Below are 25,842 nucleotides of genomic sequence, written 5' to 3'. Positions count from 1 at the left end.
ATGTTAGATTATATGATTTATTTAATTACATTTGCTGCAGGATCCATTCTTGGTCTGCTTTACAGCTATAAACAACATGGGGAACCATTTGTTGCAGTAACCAAGTTCGATGTTCCATTTGCCCTTGTTTCAATTGTCGGATGGGTTTTAGGATTTTGTTCAGGCAATGTTATTTTATCAGCAATCGGTTTTCTCCTTGCAGGTTTTGTAATGGGTGAAAGGCCGGGATACGGCAGAAAGGAAACTGCTGTCGGTTTAATTATTGCAATTATTGTATATTTATTATTGAAATGGCCATTATGATGTGATGTATATGGATGATGACCCTAAATTAGAATTGATGCAAAGAAGAATCGTTAAAAGTTATGCAGTGCAAAGAGATGTTATAGTTCCACTTTCAGAGGAATTTGACTGTACTGTTGAAGAGCTGGAGGAGGTTTTCTTCCATTTGTTTGACATGTCATCTCTTCAGGCATTACATGCAACATTCGAATCGGCTCAGGACATCTGCTTATACCAGAAGTTCAATGTTGATTTGAGGTTATGCTGGTTTAATGGCACATTGGAGATAATATCCGATGAAGATGCAAAAAACCTTAAAATGAAATTGGTTAATGAAGTTAAAAACGGCAAATCTTATGAAGATGCCTTAAAGGAAGGACAATTAGAATTATTTGAATTGTTAAAAAAAGAAGCGAAATATTAACGTTTATTTAAATTATTAGATAAAAGAGGGAGTACAATGTTGGATGCTATTAAGGATGTTGTGAGAAAAAGCTCAATTCACGTCTGCATAGTCAATTGCGGAGGATGCAATGGCTGTGATGTGGAATGTGTTGCGCTATTGTCTCCAAGATATGATTTGGAGCAATTCGGTATTTATGTTCACAACAATCCTCGTGAAGCTGATGTTCTATTGTTGACCGGTGCAGTAACCGAACAATGGAAGGACAATCTAAAAAGAATTTATGATAAGGCTCCTGAACCAAAAATAGCCGTAGCTGTTGGAAACTGCCCAATATCAGGGGATGTGTTTGCCCAAGAGGGAGGCCATGTAAATGCGCCTGCATCTAATTTCATTCCTGTTGCAGCAGAAATTCCAGGATGTCCGCCAAGACCAAATGAGATATTGGAAGCGATTTTGGCTGTTGGACCTCAAGCTATTGCTGACAGAGGGAGGGAACAAAAATGATAGTGCCTATTGGTCCAATTCACCCGGCTTTAAAGGAACCTATCAGATTGAAACTGCAAACTGAAGGGGAAAGAGTAGTTAAGGCAGAAATTGAATATGGCTATGTTCATAGGGGAATTGAAAAGATTATCGAAGGAAAAACTTGGCAGAAAGGAATTTATCTTTCAGAACGTGTATGTGGTATCTGTTCATATGAGCACACACAGACATTTGCGGAAACCATTGAAGCCATTTCTGATGTGGATGTTCCTCCAAGGGCTCAATTCTTAAGGGTTATAGCAAACGAGCTTGACAGAATTCAAAGTCATTTTCTTGCAAATTCCACATTTTTCAAATCAATGGATCATGAAACCCTGTTCATGCACATGTTGGAATTAAGGGAATATGCAATGGATTCAATTGAACTTTTAACAGGAAATAGAGTCAATATGGGTTGGAACGTTGTTGGAGGCGTTAAGATGGATGCAGATGAACGCCACTTCGAACCGATACTTGAAAACCTAAAGAAAATCGAAGAACGTTTTGAGATGGTCCGCTCATTATTTGCAGAAGGCCCTGCACTGGCTTTAAGATGCAAAGGCATAGGATACATGTCCAAAAAAGAGGCAATCAAAGGAAGGTCAGTCGGCCCTATCGGAAGAGCTTCCGGTGTAAAGGAAGATTACCGCGTAGGTCACTATACATATGATGATTATTTTGATTTCAAGGTCATAAGAAGAACTGAAGGGGACAATTACGCAAGAACATTAACTAGATATGACGAAATTCCAGAATCAATTAGCCTGGTAAGACAAGCTATTGAAAACATACCTGATGGTGAAGTCCGTACTCCTGCTGAAATCAAATCAGGTTATGCAATGCGTAGAAATGAGGCCCCTCGTGGTGAAGTAACATACATGATTGAAACAAATGGAAACCTAATAAAGAACATTTCAATCAGGACTCCAAGTATTCCGAATATGGATTCCTGTGCAAAATACATGATTCGTGACGTTCCAACCGTTGCGGATGCAGTATCCACCTATGCGTCATGCGACCCTTGTGTGGCATGTGCAGAAAGGGTGGCTATCACTGACAAAGCCGGAAAAACCCTTGTAAAAAGATGGGATGAGGTGATATAGATGTCATCTCTGATGTGGTATATATTTGATTTTGCCCGCAAGGCATGGGCTGATGCATTTGCAAATGCAAAAAACGAGCCTGAAATATCTGAAAAGCCCGACAGGTTCAGGGATTTTCCAACAGTGAACAAGGAATATTGTATTGGATGTGGAGCATGTGTTTCATCTTGTCCTTCACCGAATGCGATAAAATTGATTCGTGATGAGGATTCCGAAAGCGGAGAAGGATTCACATATCCGGTTATCAAATTGGGTGCATGTATACGTTGCGGCTTTTGTGCAGAAGTCTGCCCAACCGATCCGAAGACATTGGAATGCGGTGAAAATCACCTGCTAATGCCGGAATTCAATATTATTCCATCAAAAAGACAATATCTTGTTGATGATTATTTATGTATAAAATGTAAGAAATGCCTGAAGCAATGTCCTGTTGATGCAATCAGTGAAATTGACGGAAAGGTCGTTGTTGACCAGCTCAAGTGCATCTCCTGTGGAGATTGTGTGGAAATCTGTCCTGTAAGCGGCGCAATGAAGGCTGTATTTGTTGATAACCTTCAGGACCAGAAGGATTTAATCCTTTTATGTGTCGAGTATCTTGAGGATTACATTAACTCCAAGGAAGAGGATTTAAGGTCTCTTGAAAAGAATGGCTTGCTGCAATATGATGTGCCGTTAGCCGATATATGGGATAAGGCATTGAAAATAATTCCTGATGAAGAGGTGGCTCGAGAAATCCTAACCAATGCTGTTAACCGTCTTAAGGTCAGAATCATTGATTGGGACAAATCAAAATGTAAGAAATGCCAGTTATGTATTCCGGACTGCCCTACAGGATGCATTTCATTTGACGAAAAAGAGGATACTATTGTAAGAGAGAAGGACAGATGCTTAAGATGCAGTATTTGTTACCAGACATGTCCGTTTTCAGTAATCAAATACTTCATTTCCAAGTTCTCACTGGACGACGGTGAAAACATTCATGTTACAGTAAAGGCATCTAATCTGAATGAGGATATTTTTATGGAGTGAGTGTTATGATTGACAGTTTTACTAAAACACCAAGACCATTAAGGCACGTTGATGTGGATTTCGTCATTGACCAGACCAAATGTGCAGACTGCAAAGACAAGCCATGTCTTGAATCATGCCCAATTGATGCGGTTTATCATGATGAATCAGATGGCCTTATAAAATTAAAAAGCACCTGCTTCGGCTGCGTGTTATGTCGTAACGCCTGTCCATATGATGCAATCTCTCTCGATGTAAAAATGGACCCTCCTTTAAAGGAAAACGTTCCTAACATTAACACCAAACTCTGTAAGGCATGCGGTGCCTGTGTTCAGGCATGTAAAAACGGGTCTATTCATATTGTTGCAGACGGAACCCATGAACCTCACAGTCAAATAGACAAGGACACCTGTGTCAGATGCGGATACTGCTTTAGGGTGTGTCCTACTGATGCAATCAAGTATGGTGAGCTGCTTCCTAAAACCGTTAAGGGAGGTAAGGCAGTTGTCATCAACCAGCCTAAGTGCATAGGGTGCATGACATGTACAAGGGTATGCCCATCAATGGGAGCAATTAATGTGGGCAGGACAAATAAATTGCCTTATATCAATCCAGGATACTGTGCAAGATGTGAGGAATGTATGCATTCATGTCCTTCAGGGGCAATCAGGTATTCTTCACGTAAAAAGGCTTATAAAATGTACAGTGAGATAAAGTCCTATGATATTGTATCCAGCATCATAGATTATGACGTTAAAAGATTATCACTTGATTTGATCAGTCTGAACAAGGTTCTTCAAAAGGTAGGTAACGCAATTGCCTTGGAATTCAATGACCAGAACTTTGAACATTTCATTGAATGCAAAGTCAATGACATGATGGAAAGGGAGCTGAAAATCAGTCTCAACACAAGCATTGAAATAGATAAGTTCACAAAATTGGTCGGATCATATTTGATGGACAGAAACATTGAGGTTTATGACAAGAAATGTATAGCATGCGGTGAATGTTATAATGTCTGTCCGGTAAATGCCATTGAGCAGAACGGCCCAAACCCAATCACAATCAATGATAACTGCATATATTGTGGAAAATGTGTTGAAGCTTGTCAGTTTGATGCAATTGGCGCTTATGACGATTATTTCTACAGCAAAGATCAGGATTTATATTATGCAAGGTCATTCTTATACAAGCAAAGGCTTGGTGACTTTACACTTTCAGATGACAAATGTCAGGCATGCGCAATCTGTGTCAAGAACTGTCCGGTAGATGCGTTGACCCTGACCGATGATGAAAAAATAGAATTTGATAGTGAAAAATGTATCTATTGTAGAAATTGTGAGGCAATTTGTCCGTTGGATGCAATAAGAATTGTTAATTTCAGGTGAATCATGTTTGATAAATCGTTTATAACAGATTGCGAAGGTCCACTGACCTTGAATGACAACGCTTTTGAAATAGCTGCAAAATTCATTGAAGATGGCGGTGAATTATTCAAGATTCTCAGTTTATATGATGATTACTTAGTTGACATTGTCAAAAAGGAAAATTATAAGGCAGGCAATACCTTAAAGCTGATTCTGCCTTTCTTTGTAGTTGAGAACCTCACAAATTCTGATTTCATTGACTTTTCAAGAAACAATATCTATGCAGTCAGCGATTCAAAATTCCTATTGGAATACTTGAAGGAAGCTATGAATACATATATTGTCAGTACCAGTTATGGCCAGTATATTGAAGCTGTCTCTGATTATATGGAAGTGCCTTTTGAAAACACTTTTTATACAGAAGTTGATATGGATTCCCTACAACTCAATGATGAAGAAATTCAAAAAGTTGTGGAATTCAAGGAATTGATCTTAAGCAATCCTGATGATTATGAGCTCTTTGATGATATTTTCTTTGGCCAGATTGCAAAGATGGGAATATATGATAAAATCAGGGATATAGAAGTTGTTGGAGGGCAAGGCAAGAAGCTTGCCATCGATAAGATTATTGGAAGGGACGGCATTGACACTGATGAAATCCTATACATCGGCGACAGCATAACCGATGTCGAACCGCTCGAATTTGCCCGCAAGAACAATGGAATAAGCATATCATTCAACGGCAATGAATATCCGTTAAAAGTGGCTGAAATCGCTGTTGTATCACCAAGTGCAGTAACAACTGCTGTAATTGCAAATATTTATGCAGAACATGATAAGAGTAAAGTTTTAGAATTTATTGAAGATTATAATATTTCACAAGATTTAGAAAAATTATTCAATGACTACAATATTGACGAAAAAATCAAAGGCAGGTTTTTCTCCGTATTTAGCGAGGATTATCCGGTAATTCAGATAGTAACAGATGAAAACTTTGAGGATATATTAAAAGTCAGCAAAGAAATGAGAAATAATATTCGTGGTCAGGATATAGGTGGATTAGGTTAGGTGTAAAAATGGATTATGATAAAGTAGAAGACACATTCTTTGAGGCTTTCGAAGGAAAATATGTTAGGGCTTTAATTACAGGGCCTACCGAGGCAATTGTAAAAAGGGCAGCATATGATTCAACTTCAACTCCAAGTGCAGTAATCGGAAGGGTTGAAGGTGGAGTGGAAGGCTTTTTAGATGCATCACAAACCCCAGATAACAGATTCGGAGCAATCGTACAATACTGGTTAGGCGGAGACGATGTGGAAAAATTCGCATTTGAGCTGTCATACAGATTAAGGCAAGATGTATTGGTCAAGCCATTCACACGTATTTTTGACTACTCTGATAAGGACAGTGATGAATATATTGAAATGATGGACATAGTGGGTCACTGCGGTGACGGATACGAATGGACCGTTGAAGAATACGGAAGAAAGATGATAAACGTGCCGATTGCAGTGCCTGATTTCCAGATTGAAGAAAAATTCAAGATAAACGATGGGACCATGGGAGGAAACTTCTGGTATTTATGTGAAACTCAGGAAGCGGTTATAGATGCCGGCGACGCTATCATCGAAGCAATCATGGATGTGGAAGGTGCAACCGCACCGTTCGATATCTGCTCAGCTGCTTCAAAGCCGGAAACTAATTTCCCTGAAATCGGTCCGACAACAAATCACTTTTATTGCCCTTCACTAAAAGAACGTTTAGGAGAGGAATCCAAAGTTCCAGATGGCGTTAATTACATTCCGGAAGTTGTAATAAATGCAATCGATGAGGAGTCAATGAACAAGGCAGTCAAGGCAGGAATTGATGCCGCCCTTGAATTTGAAGGAGTAATTGGAATATCCGCAGGTAACTTTGACGGTAAACTTGGGGATAAGAATATAAATTTATTAGATATCTTAAAGTAAGGTTTTAAAATGGAAATATTTGACAATGATTTAAATGCTGAAGTTATTGGATTTGGAGCATTGAATGTGGATAAGCTCTATTCAGTAGAGAATATCGCCTCAAAAGATGAGGAAAGTTTCATCAAAAGTGAAACTGACACTCCTGGAGGTTCAGCAGCCAATACAATAGTGGGATTGTCCAGATTGGGTTGTTCCACATCAATCATTGGAAAGATTGCTGAAGATGAGGATGGGGATTTGATAGAATACCATTTGGCCATCAATGGAGTTTACTCAAATAATCTAATCTACTCAGAAACAGGTTCAACCGGAAAATGTTTGGGCTTTGTCGATGAAGATGGCGAGAGATGCCTCTACATTGACCCTGGAGTCAACGATGAAATCAAAATTGGCGAAATAAATCCATTGAACATTATGAGATGTAAGATAATGCATTATACATCATTTGTTGGGGATTCATTCAATACACAGATAGAATTATTGGAAAAGCTCAATGACCAATGTGTATTGAGTTTTGATCCTGGAATGCTATATGTCCAAAAAGGATTTGATGAATTAAGGCCTATACTTGAGAGAACTAACATATTGTTGATAAACGAATCAGAATTAAGATTATTATCTAATAATAATAAAAGTCCTGTAAAAGAATTGGCTATCGGATTTTTAGATTTGGGAATAGAAACCGTTGTTGTAAAAAAAGGTGCTGAGGGAGTGTTTGCAATAAATAACTCCTCTGAATGTGATGTCGAGTCATTTGAATGTGATGTTGTGGATACCACCGGTGCCGGAGACAGTTTCAATAGCGGATTTTTATATTCATACTTGAAGGGATATGACCTGGAAAAATCATGTAAAATCGGAAATTGGGTGGCCAGTAAAGCTATTGAAGGATTTGGAATGGAAAAATTCCCAACTCTAAAGGATTTGGAGGATTTTTTTAAAATATAAATTTTATTAAATAAATTATTTAGTTGGTATAAAAATGAATGTATCTTTTATAAAACAGATAAAGGACCTAGAGCGCGAAGTTCTTTTAAAATCTGTTGAATTAGATGATGATGGTGATGATTTCCAGTTTGAACTAGATGATTTCAGTACAAATGAAGAGATATTTGCTGTTTCACCAAGATGTGTAAGGTGTAATACCTGTGTTGGAGAATGTCCAGTTAATGCAATCGAACCAGCTAATATTTTTAGAATGGCTAAAATAACTGATAAATGTGTCAAATGCGAAATTTGTATTCAGACTTGTCCGGTTTCTGCAATCAAGCTGATTGACAATTCAATCAGTTATGATCATGAGGATGAACGTGAAGTCATTGAATACAATCTGTCAAATGTCAGTTGCGCTCACAGAGTAATTCGTATGAATGATATCTCAATTGATTATACTGTAGAGGATAACAATTGGGACGATTGCGCAACGTTATGTCCAACAAACGCGTTTACCATGGAATTTAAAGAATTCTTTGAGAATCAAAATATGGATTTGGGAATAGAGCTAATTGATGATGAATTATATCCGCATATCAATGAGAAAATGTGTATTGGATGCGGAGCATGCCGTGAAATCTCATTAAATGACTTTGCAATTAATCTGGATAGGTATATTGGACCTATAATTCACTCTAGATTAATTGAAATTAACCATGAATCTTGTGTAAATTGTTATTTATGTGAAGAGAATTGTCCAACAGGTGCTATTGAGTTAGTGGATGGTGAAGTAATTCTAGACAATGATAAATGTATCAGATGCACAGAATGTACAAATCATTGCCCTGTAGGAGCATTAAAAAGATTAGAAATTGAATAATATGGGGGCTGTTTATGAAAGCAAAAGAATTAATGGATAAAGACTTTGTATACTTAAATGCTGATGACAGCGTTATTGACGCTTCAAAAGCTATGGAAGATGTCAGGCGTTTTACCTGTCCTGTTGTAAATGATAAAAAACAACTGATAGGGTGGATTACAGCATTTGATATTACAAAAGGTTTAAGGGAAGGTAACGAAAAGATTTCAGAGGTAATGAGCAGTTGTGAAGAAGTTGCATCTGTCCATGAAGATGACCCTGCAAGAAAGGCGGTAATTTTGACTGCCAACAACAAGTTCGTCACCGTTCCTGTAGTGAATGATGACAATCAGGTAATCGGTATGGTTCGTGCCTGCGATATTGTTGAACTTCTGTCAAACCTTTATGACATCAAGGTTGTAAAGTTATACAAAGCTATGCAAAATCAGCTCAATGGCGTAACTTGGGAAGAGTTAATGGCCGCTTCTGCTTTAGTATCTAAAAAGACTACAGGCAAAAAGATTTCCGCTGAGGAATATGAAGCCAACATTATGGATTCTACATTCGGTGAAGCTATCTGGGCAACTGGTGGACTTGAAAAATTCTTTGCAGGCTTGATTTCCGTTGGGGAAATGGTAATTGCCCGCAGAGTAGGAAGAGCTAAAAAATAAATTAAAGTGATAATTATGCGTGAATATAATGAATATCAAGACAAAACAATCCTTGTAACCGGTGGAGCAGGTTGCGTTGGAAGTAATTTGACCCGTAAATTTGCCGATATGGGAGCTGGAAAAGTAATCATATTGGATAACCTTTCATCAGCTTACGAATGGAACATCTCACCTAGAGACAATATCGAATTTATCCAGGGAGATATTCTGGACGATGCAGTTTTAAAAAGGGTCTTTAAGCAAAAACCGGATTATGTATACCACTTGGCGGCACACTTTGCAAACCAAAACAGTGTTGACAATCCAGAAAAGGATTTGATGGTAAATGGTATAGGTATTCTAAAAGTGCTCCAATATGCACAGCTCACCGGCGTTGACAGGTTTGTTTACTCTTCATCAGGTTGTGGAGTTTATGGACTTGACTCAAAAATGCCATTTGAAGAACATGATATTTCAATTTCACTACACACCCCATATCAAGTAACAAAACTCCTAGGAGAACTTTACACTAACTACTTCCACAACTTATATGACATGAACATCGTAAACGCAAGATTCTTTAATGTATTCGGTCCGGGTGAGGTTCCTGGAAAATACAGAAATGTAATTCCAAACTTCATGTACTGGTCTAAAAACGGACAGGCACTGCCAATAACAGGGGACGGTTCAGAAACAAGGGACTGGACATTTGTAGATGACATCTGCAATGGTTTAATTGCAATGGGTGTTGAAGAGGAAGCAATCGGTGAAGCTATAAATCTGGGATCCGGAAAAGATCACAGGGTAATCGACATGGCTAACAAGGTAAACGCATTGACCGGAAACGAAGCGGGAATCAACTATGTTGCCCGTCGTGATTGGGATGCAAAAACCAAGCTGCTGTCTTCAATTGAAAAGGCAAAAGACATATTGGGATATTCACCTAAGGTATCCTTTGATGAAGGTCTTGAAAGAACTCACGATTGGTTCTGTGAAAACTGGCAGGACATTCAAAATTCAGCGGAGTTTTAAAAAAACTCCTTTCCCCATTCAATCCTAAAAATCTCAAAGGTTTTTAGGAATTTTTCTAATTTTCATTAAATTATTTATATTCACTTATACAAAATTATATTGTAATAAGGTGAATTCATGCAAAGTGGCAAGATTTTCTTTTTGATTTTACTGGTTTTCATTTGCGTTAATATTGCAGTAGTTTCAGCTGCGGATTCAAACTCAACTGATGATTTGGAATTGGAAGATAATGATCCAATCGAGCTGGATGAGGAATTGGTTGTTGAAAATGCTGAAGATGATTCCAATGGCAATAATGAAAGTGCTGAAAAAGATTCGGTTAGCATTGAGGTCAGTTCGACCAATGTCAAAACTAAAGACACATTGGAAATTTATCTTAAAAATTCAACAGATGGCCCTTTAAAATCCAAACAATTCACTGCAATACTTAATAATAAGGAATATTCACTTAAAACTAATTCTAAAGGTGTTTCAAAAATAAATATTGATTTGCCTGCAAATTCCTATAAACTGACTGTTATTTTTAAGGAAGATGACGAATATAAAAATGCCACTATGGTTTTCAGCATAAAGGTTTCGAAATTATCCACTAAAATCATAGAGTCAGGAAATTATGTATTAAAGAATAAGTATGCATATTTCCGTTTGGTTGACAGCAACGGCAATTCCGTTTCAGGCAAAAAGGTTACCGTAAAGCTCAATGGAAAAAAATATGTCAAAAAAACAAATTCCAATGGCCAGATAGCAATAAAAATCAAGTCTTCAAAGTCCAAAAAGATTACTGCAAAATTTTTTGGAGATAATCAATTCAAGGCGTCTTATAATAAAGTCACCATTCATGTCTTAAAAAAATCATTTTCAATTAACATAGGCAACTCAAAATTCCTTAAAAATGGTTTCATAAGGGTTTATCTGAAAAAATCCGGAAAGGCATTATCTAAAAAATTAGTAACATTGACAGTCGGAGGCAAGAAATTAAAACTCAAAACCAATTCTGAAGGAATTGCGGTTTTCAAACCCAACGTTGATGCAGGATTTTATACTGTTAAGGCAAAGCATGATAAATATTACTCCTCAAAAGGGCTCAAATGTTATAATGTCAGTGTCAAAGACCCATTAAAGGAAAGCATTCCTTTAAAAAACGGCAAGCCTGATGTTGATTTCATGCCAAAAAATTATGTCTGGGGCGATGATAATGCAAAATACACTCTTAAAAAATCCCAATACCGTGAAGTCTTAAAAAGGGATAGCTACTGTTTGTTTTTATATGGAAAGCTGACAAAATATACTTTCTTCAAGACAAAGTCCCATCCGAATACATATCACATTTTGAAACGTGAAAAATGGAATGTAATCGAAAGGGCAATCAATGCCAAGTTAGTCAAAAAGAACAAGCATGATTACTGGCCTGGAAAGATTACCGTTTCACTTAAAGGCAAATCATATAAATATCCTCTGGTAAGGGATCCTCAAGATAATGGGCGCACCTGCGGTCCGACTTCATGCAGCATGTGCAGCCAGGTTCTGAAAAATTATGTATGCGAGAAATACATTGCAAAACTTGCTAAAACCGACCGTTATGGAACCAACTGCAATGCAATGATTAATGCATTGAAGAAGAATGATTTCGTTGCAACATATTTCTTTAAATCTTCATTTAACAAAGCATTGAATGAAGTCAAAAAAGGTGGTGCAGCTTTAATTTTCCATGCATACAATCATTATGTAAGCATTTTGGACATCAGTAAGGACGGCAAGAAGGTTTTGGTCAGCAACTCCTATGGAAGCTATGATAATATTCCGACAGGTTGGCTTAAGGTAAGCTACATGAAAAAGAAATTCTCCAATATCGATGAGAGTCTGATTGTTAAGCTTAACTATGAGCTATCCGATTCTATGAAAAATGGAATAACTAGTTATTATACCAGCATGGGGAAAAATTGGGTCGCTCAAAATACTAATCATTCTATTGGATGGATTTAAAGCATTTTTTAATATTCTTTCATTTTTTCAAATAGAAAGTATTTTATCATTTCATCGGAAAAGATATAATTAATCAAAAGTTTAGATGTTTTTGGTTTTGGGAAGTGAAGGATGAATCAATTTGTTCTGAATCATCCCATTACTTAAGGGATGGCAGCACCGGAACAATAAAATGAATCTTGACTAAATAAAATTTCTTTTTGATACTATGTGGAAACTGATTTGGCCGATTTTAATAGTGATACTTTCAAATACGTTCTATAATGTATGCATGAAGTCAATGCCTTCAGATGTCAATCCGTTTGGCGCGCTCATGGTTACCTACTTGGTTGCAGCCATTATTTCCGCAATCATTTTTGTATTTTCAGTCGGACCTTCAAATATCGGTGACGGATTATCTAAAATCAACTGGACGTCTGTCATTTTGGCATTGGCTATTGTAGGACTTGAAGTGGGATACGTATTTGTATATCGCGCCGGCTGGGCAGTAAGCACAGCTTCAGTTGTTGCAAACATTGGCCTTGCATGCGTTTTAATATTTGTAGGCTATTTCCTATATAAAGAGAATATTTCAATCAATCAGATCGTTGGAATAGTCCTTTGCATGTTTGGTCTGGTACTGATTAATATTTAGATGGTGATAATATGAGATGTCCTGTATGTGGTGTCTGGGTTGAGCCGGGAGAGGAATACTGTCCGAATTGCGGATACGATGTCTACTGTATTGATGAAGATGATAATTTTTAGGGATGAGAATTCTTAGATGTAGCCGGGGAGCCATTTTGTTTCGAGTGGGGATAGGATGGTTCTGATGATTATTATTAATCCTTTTATTTTTTTCTTTTTCGATATTACTTATATTGTATATCATTTTTTCTAAAAATAATTTAAATGATTGTTTTTACAATAAAATTACTTAAATATAGTTATTTTATGAAATATTTTATTTGCTTAAAAATAATCAATAATATATACTATTAAATATTATATATTATATTATGAGGATTATTTTCAATAATTAATTCTTACAAATTGGGCTTAAAGGAGGTGAAAAATGAATAAAAAACTAATAATTATGGGACTTCTTGCAGTAACTTTACTAACGTTAAATGTTTGTGCAGCTCAGGAAATCGATAATTCCACTGATGTCAATGGGACATTGTCCATTTCAGATGAGCCTGCTTTGGAAGTAAGTAATGACACTCATGTTCTTGAAGCGTCAAAAGCCAATACTCATCTTGAAGTTGCAGGTCAAACAAATTTCGATGTAATCGGCGATTATTTTAAGGTTAAACTATTGGATAGCAATAACAACGCTCTTAAAAACACCAAAGTGACATTTACAGTAAATGGTAAGAGCTATAATCAGAACACCGATTCCTCCGGAATTGCCAAGCTGCAAATCAGATTAAAGGATGGAACATATAACATTGTGTCCAAATTTGCAGGAAATTCGAATTATATGGCTTCATCTCTAACCACAAAAATCACGATGGACAATACCCGTGAAGTTGAAAGCGGAATGAGCAATGCCCAGATTCAGGATATCATAGACAATGCCAAAACAAATAATGTAATATTATTCAAAGGCAAAAGCTATTCTGATATCGATCTGATTATCACAAAATCCTTGACCTTGCAGAGCAATGTTGGAACAACTTTAAAATCAGGTTCCTCATCTCCGGTAATCACAATTAAAGGTTCAAAGGCTTCCTTGGCAAAAGTTAAGGGATTCAATATTGAAGGTTCAGGTGACGGCATTAAGGTTGAGGGTGCAGATTATGTTACTATTTATAATAATGACATAACATGTAAAGGCAATGGTATTGTAGGTCTTAACACCAAATATCTAAATATTACCAAAAATGACCTCGTTAAGAACTCAAAAAGCGGAATAAGTCTTGCCGAATCAGATAATTCCTATATTTTTAACAATAAGATTACAAATAATGGTGCAAATGGTATTGAAGTGGCTAAATCAAGCAATGTTTACATTTACGGCAACACCATTTCCAGCAACGGCAAAAACGGTATTTATTTGGACAGCAAAATAAACGGCAAAAATTTTGGCGAAGGACCAAATAATTTGCACATTAGCAAAAATACGATTTCTAAAAATGTTGAAAACGGTATTTATGTTAATAAGGCGGGGAATAATGTAAACATTAATTCCAATTCAATCGAATCCAATCGTCAAAGCGGAATTTCCTTATCTGAAATCGGCAGCAATAAGATTCAGTCAAATGTCATAGCCAATAATGAAGCTGTGGGCATTGAATTCGGTGGCAATTATGTGATGCCAAAGAATCAGGAGATTTCATATAATGCGATTGTGGGCAATAGGGAGCGTGAGGTAGATGCCAGAGATACCTATTACGACAACAATGATGATCAGTTGAAACTTGGAGACAATTGGTACAGTGATGGTGTCGTTTGTCCTAAAATCAAGACAAATAATATAAGGTTCACCGTTACTCAGATAGGTCCCAATCAATTTCAGGCTGCATTCATTGATTCAAAGGGCAATATTGCCAGTTTGCTTCCGGACAGGGCATTGTCATATAGAATCAACAACGGAAAAAGCATAACATTAACCATCAGTGGTGGAATAGGCACATTCACTGTGGATGCACAAACTGGTGACCTTGTTAAGGCAACGGTCGATAATACAAGAAGGGATAAGACTTATGATTCAGATACCAAGCCTTCTTCAAAGCCGGTTAATGGAAAAACACCAAGCTACAGTTACCCGTCAATTCCGAATTACCAATTGTATGAGGATATTGGAACAGGTGGAAGTGGCGGAAACGGTGATGGAACAGGACAAGGGTCTGGCGGAAATGCCAACAGGGGAAATGGACATTCAACTGTGGAAAGCAGCGAAAATACTGGAAACAGTACATATAGTCAGAAAACAGACCCTGCAAACAATGCAAACAATCAGATCAATGATGTGGACCAAAGCTATGAAACACAAGCCACCACTTCTCCAGCCAGTGCATCTGAAAGTTCTTCCGGTGTGGATGCAGGTTCCGGTTCAACTCAGCAATCAGTAATTAAACAAATTTTAATCGATGAAGATGAATTTTATAAAGTAACTGGGATTTCATTTATTATTTTGTTAATAATTTTAACAATTGGGGCATATTATCGTGAAGATATACGTGAAATGAAATCTAAATTGTGAAATTCATCTCTTTTTTTCTATTTTTTTCCCGATTTTATAATAAATTATTTAAGCGGTTTTTAATAAATATCATATTATCTTACCTTTGGAGGAATAATATGAATAAAAGTGATTTGAAAAGAGATTATTTTATGCTTAAGGGTCCACTTGCCAAAAAAGGTTATGACTGGTGGTGGCACTCATTCACCGGTTACAATAAGAAAACCGGTGAAGCAAGACCATTTTTCATAGAATACTTTACATGCAACCCAGCATTGGCTGAAGACGAACCTGTCCTTGGTCAAGACCCTGAAAACCAAAAAACAGGAAAACAACCATCATATTGTATGATTAAGGCGGGAGCATATGGTAATGAACCAAAACAGATTCATAATTTTTACTCAATGAAATACTTCAACTGCCCTGATGATGAGCTGAACATCCAGGTTGGTGATTGCAGTTTGACAGAAACCCACATGAGCGGATTTTCAAGAGTGTCTGAGGAGGATGCTAAAAATCACCCCGAATACATGTCCGATGCGGGAGATATGATGTGGGATTTGGATATTGACAAGCAAATCACATTTAACGTGGGTTACGGTGCAAGCTCCTTATTCAGAAAATTAAATTCATTTGAAATGTTCTGGCATGCAGAAGGAATCAAAACCCAATACAGCGGAACTGTCTGGCTGGACGGGGAGGAATATGAAGTTATTCCTGAAAAATCCTATGGATATGCCGATAAGAACTGGGGAGGAGACTTCACATCACCATGGCTTTGGATTTCCTCATGTAATATAACAAGCCTTATCAGCGGTAAGAAATTGAATAACTCCGCATTTGAAGCAGGAGGCGGAAGGCCAAAGGCATTCGGTATCGAACTGCCTCGTAAGTTGTTAATAGGCTTTTACTACGAAGGAACAATGTATGAATACAACTTCGCCAGATTCTGGAATATGGTCAAAATTGACTTTGATTTCCAGGAAGGTGAAGACGTTCACACATGGCATGTTAATGCAAGCAACAGAAACTCAAGAATGGAACTGGTGCTTTACTGTAAACGTGATGAAATGATGCTTTTCAACTACGAAGCACCAGACGGTAAAAAACGACACAACCGCCTATGGAATGGTGGAAGCGGATACGGCGAAATCAAGCTATACAAAAAGGACGGAACATTAATTGACCATGTTAAGATAGAAAACGCAGGATGTGAATATGGGGAGTATGATGACGAATGATATTCACAGACATCATTGCATTAATCATAGTATATGTTTATGTGGCGGTCATTTTCGTTATAGCGGAAATGGTATTAAAGACTCGCCCTGAAGTTTCACGTAAGTTTCTGCACATCATGGTAGGTAACATGATATTTGCCATGCCGTTTTTCTCAGATCCATGGGTAATGGTATGGTTTTTAACACTGCCTATCACAATAGGACTGTTCTTCTTGACTGAATACTCACCAATCAAAATAGAAAACAGCGTAACCGAATCCGGCCATGCGTTGGGATTGTTTTTCTATGCGCTGATTTGGACAGTATTGATTGCAGTATTTGCAATGATTTCACCGGCAAACGATCCTAAATACTACATCTGGATTGTTGCATTGGCCATTGTTCCTATGGTATACGGTGACGGATTTGCAGCATTGATTGGTCAAAAATTCGGAAAAGTCAAATACACTGTGTTCGGAGGTACAAAATCTCTTGAAGGATCACTAACCATGTTCGTAATCACCTCTGTAATGAGCGTATTTGTCTGGATGGTTTTCACATCAATCGGATGTACAATGCCTGAATTCAATATTGTCAACATATTGCTGATTTCAGCAGTAGCAACAATATGTGAAGCGTTCAGTTATGGTGGAATTGACAACTTGTCAGTTCCTGCAGTGACTGCAATTTTATATTATTTAGTAGCTGTATTATAGCTACTATTTTTAACATCTTTTTTTTGCATTTCAGTAGCTAATTTTTGCATCTTGGAAACATCGCCAAATAGCCATTTATATAGACTTTTACCAAGTTATATTAACGAATGGTAAATAGGTGTAAAAAATGGATTTAAGACAAAGAGCTGAAAAAAGAGTGGATGCAAAAATCGAATTTCAAGAAAATCTATATAAATATTTAATCGTAAATGTAATAATAGCAATTATTTGCCTGTTATTCCTGCAAAGTTTTTGGCTATTGTTCTTTGTGATGATTTTTTGGGGATTTGACGTTTTAGATAAGTTTTTCAAAGCCTATTCCATTAAAGATTATCGAGAAGAAATGATAGAAAAGGAAATTTCAAAAATGGGTGAATAAGATGTCTGATAATTTATATAAAAGAGCTGAAGAAATAGTTGAGAAAAAAATAAGATTCTATAAGAATTTACAAGCATATATTATAGTTAATGCATTTTTAGCCATTATTAATTGGTTTTTCACACCAGAATTCTGGTGGGTATTGTTCCCGGTGTTTTTCTGGGGAATAGGTGTTTTTAAAGACTTTTTAATGGCATTTGTATTTGTTGATAGGTTCAGTGACGATTACAGAGAACGTAAAATTCAAGAGGAAATGGAAAAATTGAAGGCATAGATTATGAAGGTAAACTTATTTGTTTCAAGGGATATTGAAGAGCCTTATGCAGATATTCACACTAATGAACTGACGGATAATGTTGCAAAAGCCATGTCCATTCTGGAAAGTGATGAATCATCTGATATGGTTGCCGTAAAGAAGGGATCTGACATTGCACTTCTGCAGATGGATGAGATATTCATGTTCCGGGTTGAGGACAAGCAGGTTAAAGTGTATTCTGAAAATAGTGAGTATCTGATTAAAAAGCCATTATATCAGGTTGAAGAGACTTTAAGCAGTGATTTTGTAAGAATTTCAAAAGCCACTATCGTTAATCTTAAAAAGATTGAGCGTGTAGCCCCTTCACTTAAGGGGATGATGTTTATAGAGTTGAAAAATGGCTTAAAGGACAATATCTCAAGAAAATATTTGCCGGACTTTAAACAGGCTTTGGATTTGTAGGTGAGAGAATGAAAGTTGATTTGATTAAAAGATTGGCGATGGGTGCTTTTGTCGGCTGTTTTATCGTGATGCTTATTATGGTCTTAATTTCTTTACAGAGGAGTCCTCAAAATGTTCATTTTGATGGTGTGACAGTAATAAATGCATTTTTAGGTTCAATTGTTGTCGGTTGGGGATTTTCCCTGACAGGATTGATATATGAAAGGGATGATATCGCATTTCCTCTTCAAGTTGCCTTCCAAATGGGAATTGGAATGCTGATTCTGTTTATAGTTGCCGTTTATCTTCAGTGGATGCCGGTTAACTTGGGAATTGGAATAATCATTGAATGGATAATCATAGCCTGCATATTTGCAGCGATTTCATGGTGTGGTTTTTATATCTATTATTATCTTGTCGCACGTGAAATAAATAAAAAAATAGTTAATAAGTAAATAGCTAAGCTATTTACTCTCATTTTTGTTTCGTTTGTATCCGATGATCAATAGAATTAATGCAACAACCATTGCAATGAAATACTTAAGGTCTAAATTGCCTTGTTTTGCAACTGAACCTCCATTAGTCTTGTTCAACTCGTAGGCCTTGTCATCATCACCGTGGGATGTTGAATTTCCCATAATTAATTGTTGATTAACATTACTTTCAATCAGGTTAGATTTGGCCTCAGAAGGTATTGCATTGCTTTCATTACTTTCAATTGATTTTAATTTATCTGAATTTCTTATAATATTTGATTTTTCTAAATCATTTGAAGCATGCTTATTGATATTGGCATTATTTTCATTTTGATTGGATTCAGGAGATTTAAATTGACTTTTCAGATTGTTCAGTGAATCATCTGGGAAAAAGTCTTTTATCAAATCACCATACTTATCTAATAAATTCACATTTAGAATGCTGAACAGATTGGATTTGATTGTTGATGATACTCTGCTTCGGTCTGTCACATGGTTAGGGTCAATCACGGAAGAATCATTAGGATCTTCATCTCCCCAATCGTTATCATCGAATTTGGTATACAAATGATGAGTGTCTTTCCATTTGATAAATATCTCTTTGCCGTAAGGTGATGAATTATTGGTAATTATGTTATTGTGGATATTTATCACGGTCTTTGCATCATACATAGGCTGCTGTATGTAGAAAGATCCTCCTGTCTCTCCGCCATCGTTATTGGTGATAATGGAATTTTCCAGATTTATATTTCCTGAAACCATTACCGCTCCACCGTTTGTTCCGGCAGTATTGTTCATGAAAATGCATCTGTTGATATGTGATTCACCTGACCAGCTGTAATATGCTCCGCCCCATTCATCAGCATGATTGAACATGAAAATGCAGTCTTCAACATTTCCGAATCCGGAAACGCTCACTCTTATTGCGCCACCGTCTCTGTGTGCTGAATTATTGATAAAGACACAATTGTAAATGTCTGAATCCGCAAAGCAGGTTGTCACTGCTCCGCCGTCATGGCCAGCATGATTGTTCATGAAGAATGAATTGTTCAATAGCAGATACCCTCTATGGGTTTCGTTTCCATAGTTTGATATTCCTCCGGCATTCACGCTGGCTGTGTTATTTATGAAATAGCAATTGTCCACATATGCATGTCCTGTTTCCATGGAAATCGCTCCACCAAATCCCTCCACGTTTGCATTGATGAATGTCAAGTTTTTAAAGGTGACATGCACGCTATCATTTCTTATAAGAAAAATGCCTGACTTTTTTTCCCCATCGATGATAACATCAAGAGGATCTGCGTTTCCTTTTATCGTTAGATTTTTTGTTATTTCAAAATCGCTGATTTTGTAGGTTCCCTTTTCAAGCGTAATTATATCGTTATCATTGGCATCTGATAGCTCTTTAATTAATTTTGAAGATGAATCTACCAGGATTTCATCATTTTGAAGCTGATTTTCATCATATGCGGTCATATCAGTAGTTGAATTGGTAATATCCGTTGCATTTGCAGCAGAAATGCTTATCAAAATAATCATAATCAGCAGTATGAGATAATATCTTGCATTGATTGTTTTCACCTCCCTACTTTTTTTTAGAGAAACTATAGTTTTATTTATGAAAAATATGATATATAATTATTTTTATATCGATTTTTTAAAAATTTTAAAGATTTCATTAATTTTTAATTAAAATTTCATATGAATTTTTATTTGAACATATTTTAGTTCCAAATCTATTTTTAATAGTTTATTTATTATTTTAAGGTTGTCGTGATGTTTGTTTTTATTTTAAAGAATTAATACTTTTTTTATCGTTATGAATTATTTTTCATATTTTTTTAATTTCTTTAAAAATCGTTAAAATAGTTATTAAAAGTTAAATAATTTTTATTTAATTATTTTTCATTTAAATATTTCTTTATTTTATTTATTAATATTAATATACTATTTTTTTTTAAATTTAAATAATTTTTATTAAAATTTTTTATCATCGATAAACAATAAGATTTATATTACTTATCGATAAAAAATATTAAGTGACTAATATCTAATAAAAATGTTCAAGTTATGTATGATGATTTTTTTTATTTTTTATTAGTTAGGTTTAAAATAGATTCAAAGGGAGAAAAAAATTATGAATAATAAAAAGATTTTATTATCCATCTTTTTAGTTGTTTTAATTGCATTCTCTGTTAGTTCAGTTTCTGCAGAAAACGCTACTGATGATATTGTAGCAACTGATGATGCGGAAGTTGTGGCAACAGAAGATGTTGAATTGTTGGCCGCTGATCCAATCTCACCAACAACCAATACATCTGATGCTATTCAAACAGCAGTTGAAACAGCTCAAGATGGAGGAACTGTTGATTTAAGTAATTTCGCTACTTATGATATAACAAATAATACAATAACTGTGACTAAGGATAATCTTTTAATAAAAGGTAATGGTACAACTACAATTTATGGTTATGGTGCAAATAACGGATTTTTCGATGTAACCGCTAAAGGAGTAACCATTCAGGGAATAGTATTCATTGACAACAACCCTAAAAATAATTTAACTTATGGTGGTTCAGTAAATGGATGGGGTGTTCGCTTTGCAGGTTCTCTCGCTGAAGGCGGAGTCGTAGATAACTGTGTTTTCAACAATTTCAACCAAGCGGTTGTGGTTTCCTCATGTGATTATATCACTGTCAAAAACAGTCAATTCTATGGAGGATATGCAACAAAACTTATAAACGACCCTACTGTCAACAAAGAACAAGGTTCTAAAGTAATCAGTGTAATGGGTTCCCATTACATCACTGTATTAAACAACACCTTTGCTGGTGTAGTATTGGATGCTATTTCCATTGCAGGTGGTAGTGGAGATGCAAAAATCCTAAACAACACTTTCATAAACAATGTTTATTCTATCTTCTTTGGAGGAGCATCTACCGATGGAACTTTCATCACAGGCAATACCTTCACAGACTGTGGTTCATTTGATGATGGTGTTCGCTCTTGGGATGCATTCCCAGTAATCAGTATCCAAAAAGCTTCCAGTGGAGTTTTCATTGACAACAACACATTTAATGTGATTGACAATAACTGGTTAATTGCTGCTGAACAAGGAAACACCGCTCACGGTTATCCAAGTACTTTAGGTAACATCAATGTAACCAACAATATTGTTAAAAAATCTCGTGCTAGCGTTGTAACTTCCGGTGTAACCTTATTGCACATCTTATGCAGATCAGGAATGTTAAACCCATATCAAGAGATTCAAATCTCCGGTAATGATGTTGCTGACGGCGTAAAAACTTTAGTCGTATGGTGTAACGATTGGGGTAGCGAAGATGCAAACCCAAGTAACATTGTAATTCCTAAAGCTGAATTAGTACAAACCCAAATCGCTATTACCAGTGTTGACGGAACCAAAATTACAGGTGTATTAAAAGACATTTCAGGCAATCCTATTGATGGTGCTGCATTATCTTACTCCATCAACAACGGTGCTGCAGTAAATATAACTACCGATGAAAATGGTGTCTTCATAATCACCGGTGAATCTGGTAAACTTGTTGCTGTTAATTTTGCAGCTACAGACAAATTTGCAGCTTCTGCAAATGCAATCACTTTAACTCCTGTAACCAAAACTGTTACCAAAACTGTATCTAAAAAAGCTGTTACACTCAAAGCTCCTAAAGCTACCTTCAAAGTCAAAAAGGTTAAAAAAGTTAAAATCACTTTAAAATCTGGTAGCAAAGCATTAGCTGGTAAAAAAGTAACCATTAATGTTAATGGTAAAGCTTTCTCAGCTAAAACCAACAGTAAAGGTGTAGCAACCATTAAAGTTAAATTAACTAAAAAAGGTACTTACAGTTACGTAGCAAGTTTCGCTGGTGACAAAACCTACAATTCAGGACTTAAAGCTGGTAAAATTGTTGTTAAAAAATAAACAACAATTTTCTTTTTTCTTTTTTTTCACATTCTAAAAAATATTTGAGCGGTTATTTTTACATTATTATTCTTTTGGGGGAGATTTATATTAGAAAATCAAAATTTCTGTTCATATTCATTCTACTTTTTTCTATATTGATTATTAATGCTGCTTATGCTGAGGGCAGCGAAATTGAAGGTAATATAACTGATGAAAAGTTTGATGCAATACAGGTTCTGATTGATGATGCAGATTCAGGGGATTCGATTTATTTGGAAAACAGGACATATGTAGGTGATGGAAATCCTATAAGAATCAATAAGGATATTAACATTTATGGATCTGACTCACATGCAGTTCTTGATGCAAATAATGCCTCTAGGATTTTTGAAGTTTCAAAAAACGTTAATGTAAATATTTTTGGAGTGACAATGGCCAACGGTTATTCGGATTCTACAGGTGGAGCAATTTATAATCAGGGTACATTAAGCATCTTTAATTCTACAATAATTAACAGTCATGCAGAACGTGGGGGAATATACTGTTCGGATAAATCCAATCTTAACGTTTATGATACAATATTTGAAGGCAATACTGCAGATTCAGGTGCAGCAATTGAAAACGACAATGCAAACGGTGTTGTCAATATTATAAATTCCTCGTTTACAAATAATGTCTGTGAAGAGGGTGGAGCAATCTATAACATTTGGGGCAAAATGAATGTATACAGTTCCACTTTCATGTACAACTCCGCCGAGAGGGGAGGAGCCATCTACAACAATCGGGGCATTCTTAAAGTTTACAATACTAAAGTCATATCAAATATTGGCACTGATTTAGGTGCTGGAATAAAAAGCTGGGGAATTTGTGAAGTTTACGATTCGATTATCATAAATAACACCAACCCATTAAGGCAGGGAGGAGGTTTTTATGTTTCCGAATTTTCATTGCTTCTTAAAAACTGTCTTGTCTTGAATAATTCTGCAGTAAATGGTGGTGGAGTTTATGTTGAGGCAAAGGCCAAATTGACTCTTAAAAACACTTCAATAATAAATAATTCAGCCAATCGTGGTGGAGGAATTGACGTTAATGACGGATCCATCACATTGATTGACTCTGACATATCCAATAATTCTGCAAGAACCAACGGTGGAGGAATATATTGCGGGTGTCTGTCTCTTCGAAATATTGACGATGGAGTAATCGATAGCTGTAAAATCTATAATAACTCCGCTGTAAACGGTGGCGGAATCTATGTAAGTGAAGTCACTGTCAATATGATGAAGTGTGAATTGAGCAAAAACCGTGCAAACGAAGGAGGGGCAGTTTACAATGCCGGAAAATTTACTTTAAAAGATTCTCTCATAACTTCAAGTAATGCTGGAAATGGTGCAGGAATATACAATAAAAAGCAATTGAATATTGAAGGAGTCACTGCAAGTAAAAACATTGCCTCTCAAAATGGTGGCGTAATCTATAATTGTGCAGATTCACTTATCAATCACTTAAGCTCAAATTCCAACGAGGCATATTTTGGTGGAGTAGTTTATAACACTGCAAAAATGACTATTGGAATTTCTGAATTCAATTCAAACAAGGCATCTCAAGCAGGAGTGATTTATTCATCTTCAGATTTAGAAATAAACAATTCAAAATTTAACAATAATCAAATCAATCGTAAAGGAGGAGTAATGTATCTTGCAATGGGAAACGCCACAGTTGATAATTCAGTGTTCTCACTTAACACAGGTGCAGATGAGGGTGGCGTAATATTTAACGATGGTGCAGATGTTTATATTTCCAATTCCCAATTCAAATCAAACAAGGCTAAAAGCTATGGAGGAGCTATTGATAATGCCGGAAAAATAACTATCATAAATTCATTATTTGATAATAATGGCGCTTATGGTGCAGGGGTTATTGACAATGGTGGAATCTTAACAATACTTCATTCAAACTTCACAAACAATAAAGCAACCATAAACGGTGGTGCCATCGACAACAATAATGTTTTGAATATTATAGGGTCTGTCTTTGAAAATAATGTTGCAGGCGCTGAAGGAGGAGCAATAATTGCAAGAAATGACATTAATATAACTCACAGTTCATTATTCAACAATCAGGCAACTACAGGCAGTGCAATATATGTAAATAACAATAACAGTAATTTGTCTGAAAATTGGTGGGGAAGCAACAATCCCGATTTTGGAAATCTGATCAGATTTAACATTTCCGAGGATTTCACATGGATTGTAATGTCCTTTAAAAGTGCTGAACCTCTAATGCAGTATGAAAACGGAAAGATCATGATTGGTTTTAATGAATTAAAAAACAAAAACAATCAGATTTCACAAATTGCTAATCCTGAACAATTGCCTGTTTTTAAAGTGAGTTTGTCCACTGGCGACACTTTATTTGTTAAAAACGGATACGGATTGAAGTCATTATATCTTCCTAAGATTTCATCACTTGTATCTAAAGTGAATAATCAGTCTATTGTGTTGTCCGTTGGCCGTAATCCATCAAAGATAATCAATAATAAGAATGTTGCTGTGGATTATAGCGGAAAAGTGACATTCAAGGTCCGTGTGATAGGTTCCAATGCTAAGGTTGTAGGCAAAAATGAAGTCGTGGTCATGAAACTGGCCGGAAAAACATATAATGTAAAAACTGATAAGAAGGGTTATGCATCAAAGACATTCACCTTGCTTCCTGGAAAATATTCCATTACAGCATCCTATAAGGGATCATCTGTAAAAAACAGTATTGTCATTAAAAATGTCCTAAAGGTTAAAAGCGTCTCTAAGAAAAAGGCTAAAAAAATCAGATATTCTGCCACTCTCAAAACCAGTAAAGGAAAAGCCATTTCAGGTAAAAGGATTACTTTTAAAATTAAAGGCAAAACTTACAAGGCAAAAACAAATAAAAAAGGAATTGCAACCGTTAGTTTAAAGAATCTGAAAGCAGGGAAATATAAGATTTCAGTTAGCTACTTGAAGTTGACTAAAAGAGCGGTTTTAAAAGTTAAGAAATAACAATTTAACTTTTTTCTTTATGCATTCGACTTCAAATCAATTTTTTTATTTTTTTAATTTTGGCTTTAATTGAAGAATAAATCGAAATATATTAATTATGGCGATAATTATAT

The 25,842-nt window shown here is 35.9% G+C and carries 25 protein-coding genes; 24 read left to right on the top strand and 1 reads right to left on the bottom strand.

Going from position 1 to position 25,842, the window contains the following annotated elements; all coding sequences use genetic code 11:
* The 22 genes from ACJMML_RS02060 (at position 1) to ACJMML_RS01955 (ending at position 18,745) form a co-directional block, all read left to right on the top strand.
* Positions 1-303 carry an energy-converting hydrogenase subunit EhaL family protein gene (locus ACJMML_RS02060; protein WP_405305738.1) on the top strand — a complete coding sequence of 101 codons (303 nt, stop codon included), beginning with the start codon at positions 1-3 and terminating at the stop codon, positions 301-303.
* A 10-nt stretch (positions 304-313) separates the two neighbouring features.
* Positions 314-706 (top strand): DUF1959 family protein, encoded by a 393-nt coding sequence (locus tag ACJMML_RS02055; RefSeq protein WP_405305737.1) that lies wholly within the window; start codon positions 314-316, stop codon positions 704-706.
* Positions 707-742: 36 nt separating this feature from the next.
* Positions 743-1,192, top strand: a complete 450-nt coding sequence (locus tag ACJMML_RS02050) for an NADH-quinone oxidoreductase subunit B family protein (RefSeq protein WP_292886816.1) — start codon at positions 743-745, stop codon at positions 1,190-1,192.
* Positions 1,189-2,313, top strand: coding sequence for a nickel-dependent hydrogenase large subunit (locus tag ACJMML_RS02045; RefSeq protein ID WP_405305736.1), 1,125 nt, complete (start codon positions 1,189-1,191; stop codon positions 2,311-2,313). Before ACJMML_RS02050 ends, ACJMML_RS02045 begins: the two co-directional genes overlap by 4 nt.
* Positions 2,314-3,342, top strand: a complete 1,029-nt coding sequence (locus ACJMML_RS02040) for a 4Fe-4S binding protein (protein WP_405305735.1) — start codon at positions 2,314-2,316, stop codon at positions 3,340-3,342.
* Positions 3,339-4,709, top strand: a complete 1,371-nt coding sequence (locus ACJMML_RS02035) for a 4Fe-4S binding protein (protein WP_405305734.1) — start codon at positions 3,339-3,341, stop codon at positions 4,707-4,709. The genes ACJMML_RS02040 and ACJMML_RS02035 overlap by 4 nt, the downstream gene beginning before the upstream one ends.
* Before the next feature lie 3 nt (positions 4,710-4,712).
* Positions 4,713-5,756, top strand: a complete 1,044-nt coding sequence (locus tag ACJMML_RS02030) for a hypothetical protein (protein ID WP_405305733.1) — start codon at positions 4,713-4,715, stop codon at positions 5,754-5,756.
* A gap of 8 nt (positions 5,757-5,764) precedes the next feature.
* Positions 5,765-6,655: a formylmethanofuran--tetrahydromethanopterin N-formyltransferase gene (locus tag ACJMML_RS02025; protein WP_405305732.1), complete on the top strand. Its 891-nt coding sequence runs from the start codon at positions 5,765-5,767 to the stop codon at positions 6,653-6,655.
* A 9-nt stretch (positions 6,656-6,664) separates the two neighbouring features.
* A complete protein-coding gene (locus tag ACJMML_RS02020) occupies positions 6,665-7,603 on the top strand; it encodes a carbohydrate kinase family protein (RefSeq protein ID WP_405305731.1) in 939 nt (312 codons plus the stop codon).
* Between the two features lie 34 nt (positions 7,604-7,637).
* Positions 7,638-8,468: a 4Fe-4S binding protein gene (locus ACJMML_RS02015; protein ID WP_405305730.1), complete on the top strand. Its 831-nt coding sequence runs from the start codon at positions 7,638-7,640 to the stop codon at positions 8,466-8,468.
* 14 nt (positions 8,469-8,482) lie between these two features.
* Complete coding sequence (locus ACJMML_RS02010; RefSeq protein WP_405305729.1) at positions 8,483-9,118, top strand: HPP family protein; 636 nt, start codon at positions 8,483-8,485, stop codon at positions 9,116-9,118.
* Between the two features lie 15 nt (positions 9,119-9,133).
* A complete protein-coding gene (locus ACJMML_RS02005) occupies positions 9,134-10,129 on the top strand; it encodes an NAD-dependent epimerase/dehydratase family protein (protein ID WP_405305728.1) in 996 nt (331 codons plus the stop codon).
* A gap of 117 nt (positions 10,130-10,246) precedes the next feature.
* Positions 10,247-12,112, top strand: a complete 1,866-nt coding sequence (locus ACJMML_RS02000) for a cysteine peptidase family C39 domain-containing protein (protein ID WP_405305727.1) — start codon at positions 10,247-10,249, stop codon at positions 12,110-12,112.
* A gap of 208 nt (positions 12,113-12,320) precedes the next feature.
* Positions 12,321-12,746, top strand: coding sequence for an EamA family transporter (locus tag ACJMML_RS01995; protein WP_405305726.1), 426 nt, complete (start codon positions 12,321-12,323; stop codon positions 12,744-12,746).
* Positions 12,747-12,757: 11 nt separating this feature from the next.
* Positions 12,758-12,859, top strand: a complete 102-nt coding sequence (locus ACJMML_RS01990) for a zinc-ribbon domain-containing protein (protein ID WP_405305725.1) — start codon at positions 12,758-12,760, stop codon at positions 12,857-12,859.
* A 307-nt stretch (positions 12,860-13,166) separates the two neighbouring features.
* Entirely contained in the window at positions 13,167-15,299 is a 2,133-nt protein-coding gene (locus ACJMML_RS01985) for a right-handed parallel beta-helix repeat-containing protein (protein ID WP_405305724.1), read from the top strand.
* Positions 15,300-15,397: 98 nt separating this feature from the next.
* Positions 15,398-16,519 carry a tocopherol cyclase family protein gene (locus tag ACJMML_RS01980; RefSeq protein ID WP_405305723.1) on the top strand — a complete coding sequence of 374 codons (1,122 nt, stop codon included), beginning with the start codon at positions 15,398-15,400 and terminating at the stop codon, positions 16,517-16,519.
* Complete coding sequence (locus ACJMML_RS01975; protein ID WP_303738596.1) at positions 16,516-17,214, top strand: diacylglycerol/polyprenol kinase family protein; 699 nt, start codon at positions 16,516-16,518, stop codon at positions 17,212-17,214. The genes ACJMML_RS01980 and ACJMML_RS01975 overlap by 4 nt, the downstream gene beginning before the upstream one ends.
* 127 nt (positions 17,215-17,341) lie before the next feature.
* Positions 17,342-17,593, top strand: coding sequence for a 2TM domain-containing protein (locus tag ACJMML_RS01970; RefSeq protein WP_405298225.1), 252 nt, complete (start codon positions 17,342-17,344; stop codon positions 17,591-17,593).
* Position 17,594: 1 nt separating this feature from the next.
* Complete coding sequence (locus ACJMML_RS01965) at positions 17,595-17,867, top strand: 2TM domain-containing protein (protein ID WP_405305722.1); 273 nt, start codon at positions 17,595-17,597, stop codon at positions 17,865-17,867.
* Between the two features lie 3 nt (positions 17,868-17,870).
* On the top strand, positions 17,871-18,311 hold the full coding sequence (locus ACJMML_RS01960) for a LytTR family DNA-binding domain-containing protein (RefSeq protein ID WP_405264394.1): 441 nt from the start codon (positions 17,871-17,873) through the stop codon (positions 18,309-18,311).
* A gap of 8 nt (positions 18,312-18,319) precedes the next feature.
* On the top strand, positions 18,320-18,745 hold the full coding sequence (locus ACJMML_RS01955) for a DUF3021 domain-containing protein (RefSeq protein ID WP_405305721.1): 426 nt from the start codon (positions 18,320-18,322) through the stop codon (positions 18,743-18,745).
* 9 nt (positions 18,746-18,754) lie between these two features.
* Here the strand turns inward: ACJMML_RS01955 and ACJMML_RS01950 are convergent, their stop codons facing one another.
* The gene (locus ACJMML_RS01950; RefSeq protein ID WP_405305720.1) at positions 18,755-20,350 is read right to left on the bottom strand and encodes a hypothetical protein; all 1,596 of its coding nucleotides are present in this window, start codon (positions 20,348-20,350) and stop codon (positions 18,755-18,757) included.
* A 556-nt stretch (positions 20,351-20,906) separates the two neighbouring features.
* Here ACJMML_RS01950 and ACJMML_RS01945 point away from each other — a divergent pair.
* Positions 20,907-22,712, top strand: coding sequence for a right-handed parallel beta-helix repeat-containing protein (locus ACJMML_RS01945; RefSeq protein ID WP_405305719.1), 1,806 nt, complete (start codon positions 20,907-20,909; stop codon positions 22,710-22,712).
* Positions 22,713-22,849: 137 nt separating this feature from the next.
* Complete coding sequence (locus ACJMML_RS01940) at positions 22,850-25,729, top strand: Ig-like domain-containing protein (RefSeq protein ID WP_405305718.1); 2,880 nt, start codon at positions 22,850-22,852, stop codon at positions 25,727-25,729.
* Positions 25,730-25,842 lie beyond the last annotated feature (113 nt).

The organism is Methanobrevibacter sp. (assembly GCF_045130115.1).
Classification (GTDB): domain Archaea; phylum Methanobacteriota; class Methanobacteria; order Methanobacteriales; family Methanobacteriaceae; genus Methanocatella.
The sequence above is the reverse complement of the archived record's forward strand: the minus strand, read 5'-3'. Positions and strand labels throughout refer to the sequence as shown.

Excerpts from the sequence above, each read along its gene's own strand:
- ACJMML_RS01975 (WP_303738596.1), top strand. The coding sequence starts at position 16,516 with ATGATATTCACAGACATCATTGCATTAATCATAGTATATGTTTATGTG.
- ACJMML_RS01955 (WP_405305721.1), top strand. The coding sequence starts at position 18,320 with ATGAAAGTTGATTTGATTAAAAGATTGGCGATGGGTGCTTTTGTCGGC.
- ACJMML_RS01965 (WP_405305722.1), top strand. The coding sequence starts at position 17,595 with ATGTCTGATAATTTATATAAAAGAGCTGAAGAAATAGTTGAGAAAAAA.
- ACJMML_RS01985 (WP_405305724.1), top strand. The coding sequence starts at position 13,167 with ATGAATAAAAAACTAATAATTATGGGACTTCTTGCAGTAACTTTACTA.
- ACJMML_RS02025 (WP_405305732.1), top strand. The coding sequence starts at position 5,765 with ATGGATTATGATAAAGTAGAAGACACATTCTTTGAGGCTTTCGAAGGA.
- ACJMML_RS01995 (WP_405305726.1), top strand. The coding sequence starts at position 12,321 with ATGTGGAAACTGATTTGGCCGATTTTAATAGTGATACTTTCAAATACG.
- ACJMML_RS02015 (WP_405305730.1), top strand. The coding sequence starts at position 7,638 with ATGAATGTATCTTTTATAAAACAGATAAAGGACCTAGAGCGCGAAGTT.
- ACJMML_RS02010 (WP_405305729.1), top strand. The coding sequence starts at position 8,483 with ATGAAAGCAAAAGAATTAATGGATAAAGACTTTGTATACTTAAATGCT.
- ACJMML_RS02030 (WP_405305733.1), top strand. The coding sequence starts at position 4,713 with ATGTTTGATAAATCGTTTATAACAGATTGCGAAGGTCCACTGACCTTG.
- ACJMML_RS02050 (WP_292886816.1), top strand. The coding sequence starts at position 743 with ATGTTGGATGCTATTAAGGATGTTGTGAGAAAAAGCTCAATTCACGTC.
- ACJMML_RS01945 (WP_405305719.1), top strand. The coding sequence starts at position 20,907 with ATGAATAATAAAAAGATTTTATTATCCATCTTTTTAGTTGTTTTAATT.
- ACJMML_RS01970 (WP_405298225.1), top strand. The coding sequence starts at position 17,342 with ATGGATTTAAGACAAAGAGCTGAAAAAAGAGTGGATGCAAAAATCGAA.
- ACJMML_RS02000 (WP_405305727.1), top strand. The coding sequence starts at position 10,247 with ATGCAAAGTGGCAAGATTTTCTTTTTGATTTTACTGGTTTTCATTTGC.
- ACJMML_RS02040 (WP_405305735.1), top strand. The coding sequence starts at position 2,314 with ATGTCATCTCTGATGTGGTATATATTTGATTTTGCCCGCAAGGCATGG.
- ACJMML_RS02045 (WP_405305736.1), top strand. The coding sequence starts at position 1,189 with ATGATAGTGCCTATTGGTCCAATTCACCCGGCTTTAAAGGAACCTATC.
- ACJMML_RS01990 (WP_405305725.1), top strand. The coding sequence starts at position 12,758 with ATGAGATGTCCTGTATGTGGTGTCTGGGTTGAGCCGGGAGAGGAATAC.
- ACJMML_RS02005 (WP_405305728.1), top strand. The coding sequence starts at position 9,134 with ATGCGTGAATATAATGAATATCAAGACAAAACAATCCTTGTAACCGGT.
- ACJMML_RS02020 (WP_405305731.1), top strand. The coding sequence starts at position 6,665 with ATGGAAATATTTGACAATGATTTAAATGCTGAAGTTATTGGATTTGGA.
- ACJMML_RS01980 (WP_405305723.1), top strand. The coding sequence starts at position 15,398 with ATGAATAAAAGTGATTTGAAAAGAGATTATTTTATGCTTAAGGGTCCA.
- ACJMML_RS02060 (WP_405305738.1), top strand. The coding sequence starts at position 1 with ATGTTAGATTATATGATTTATTTAATTACATTTGCTGCAGGATCCATT.
- ACJMML_RS01960 (WP_405264394.1), top strand. The coding sequence starts at position 17,871 with ATGAAGGTAAACTTATTTGTTTCAAGGGATATTGAAGAGCCTTATGCA.
- ACJMML_RS02055 (WP_405305737.1), top strand. The coding sequence starts at position 314 with ATGGATGATGACCCTAAATTAGAATTGATGCAAAGAAGAATCGTTAAA.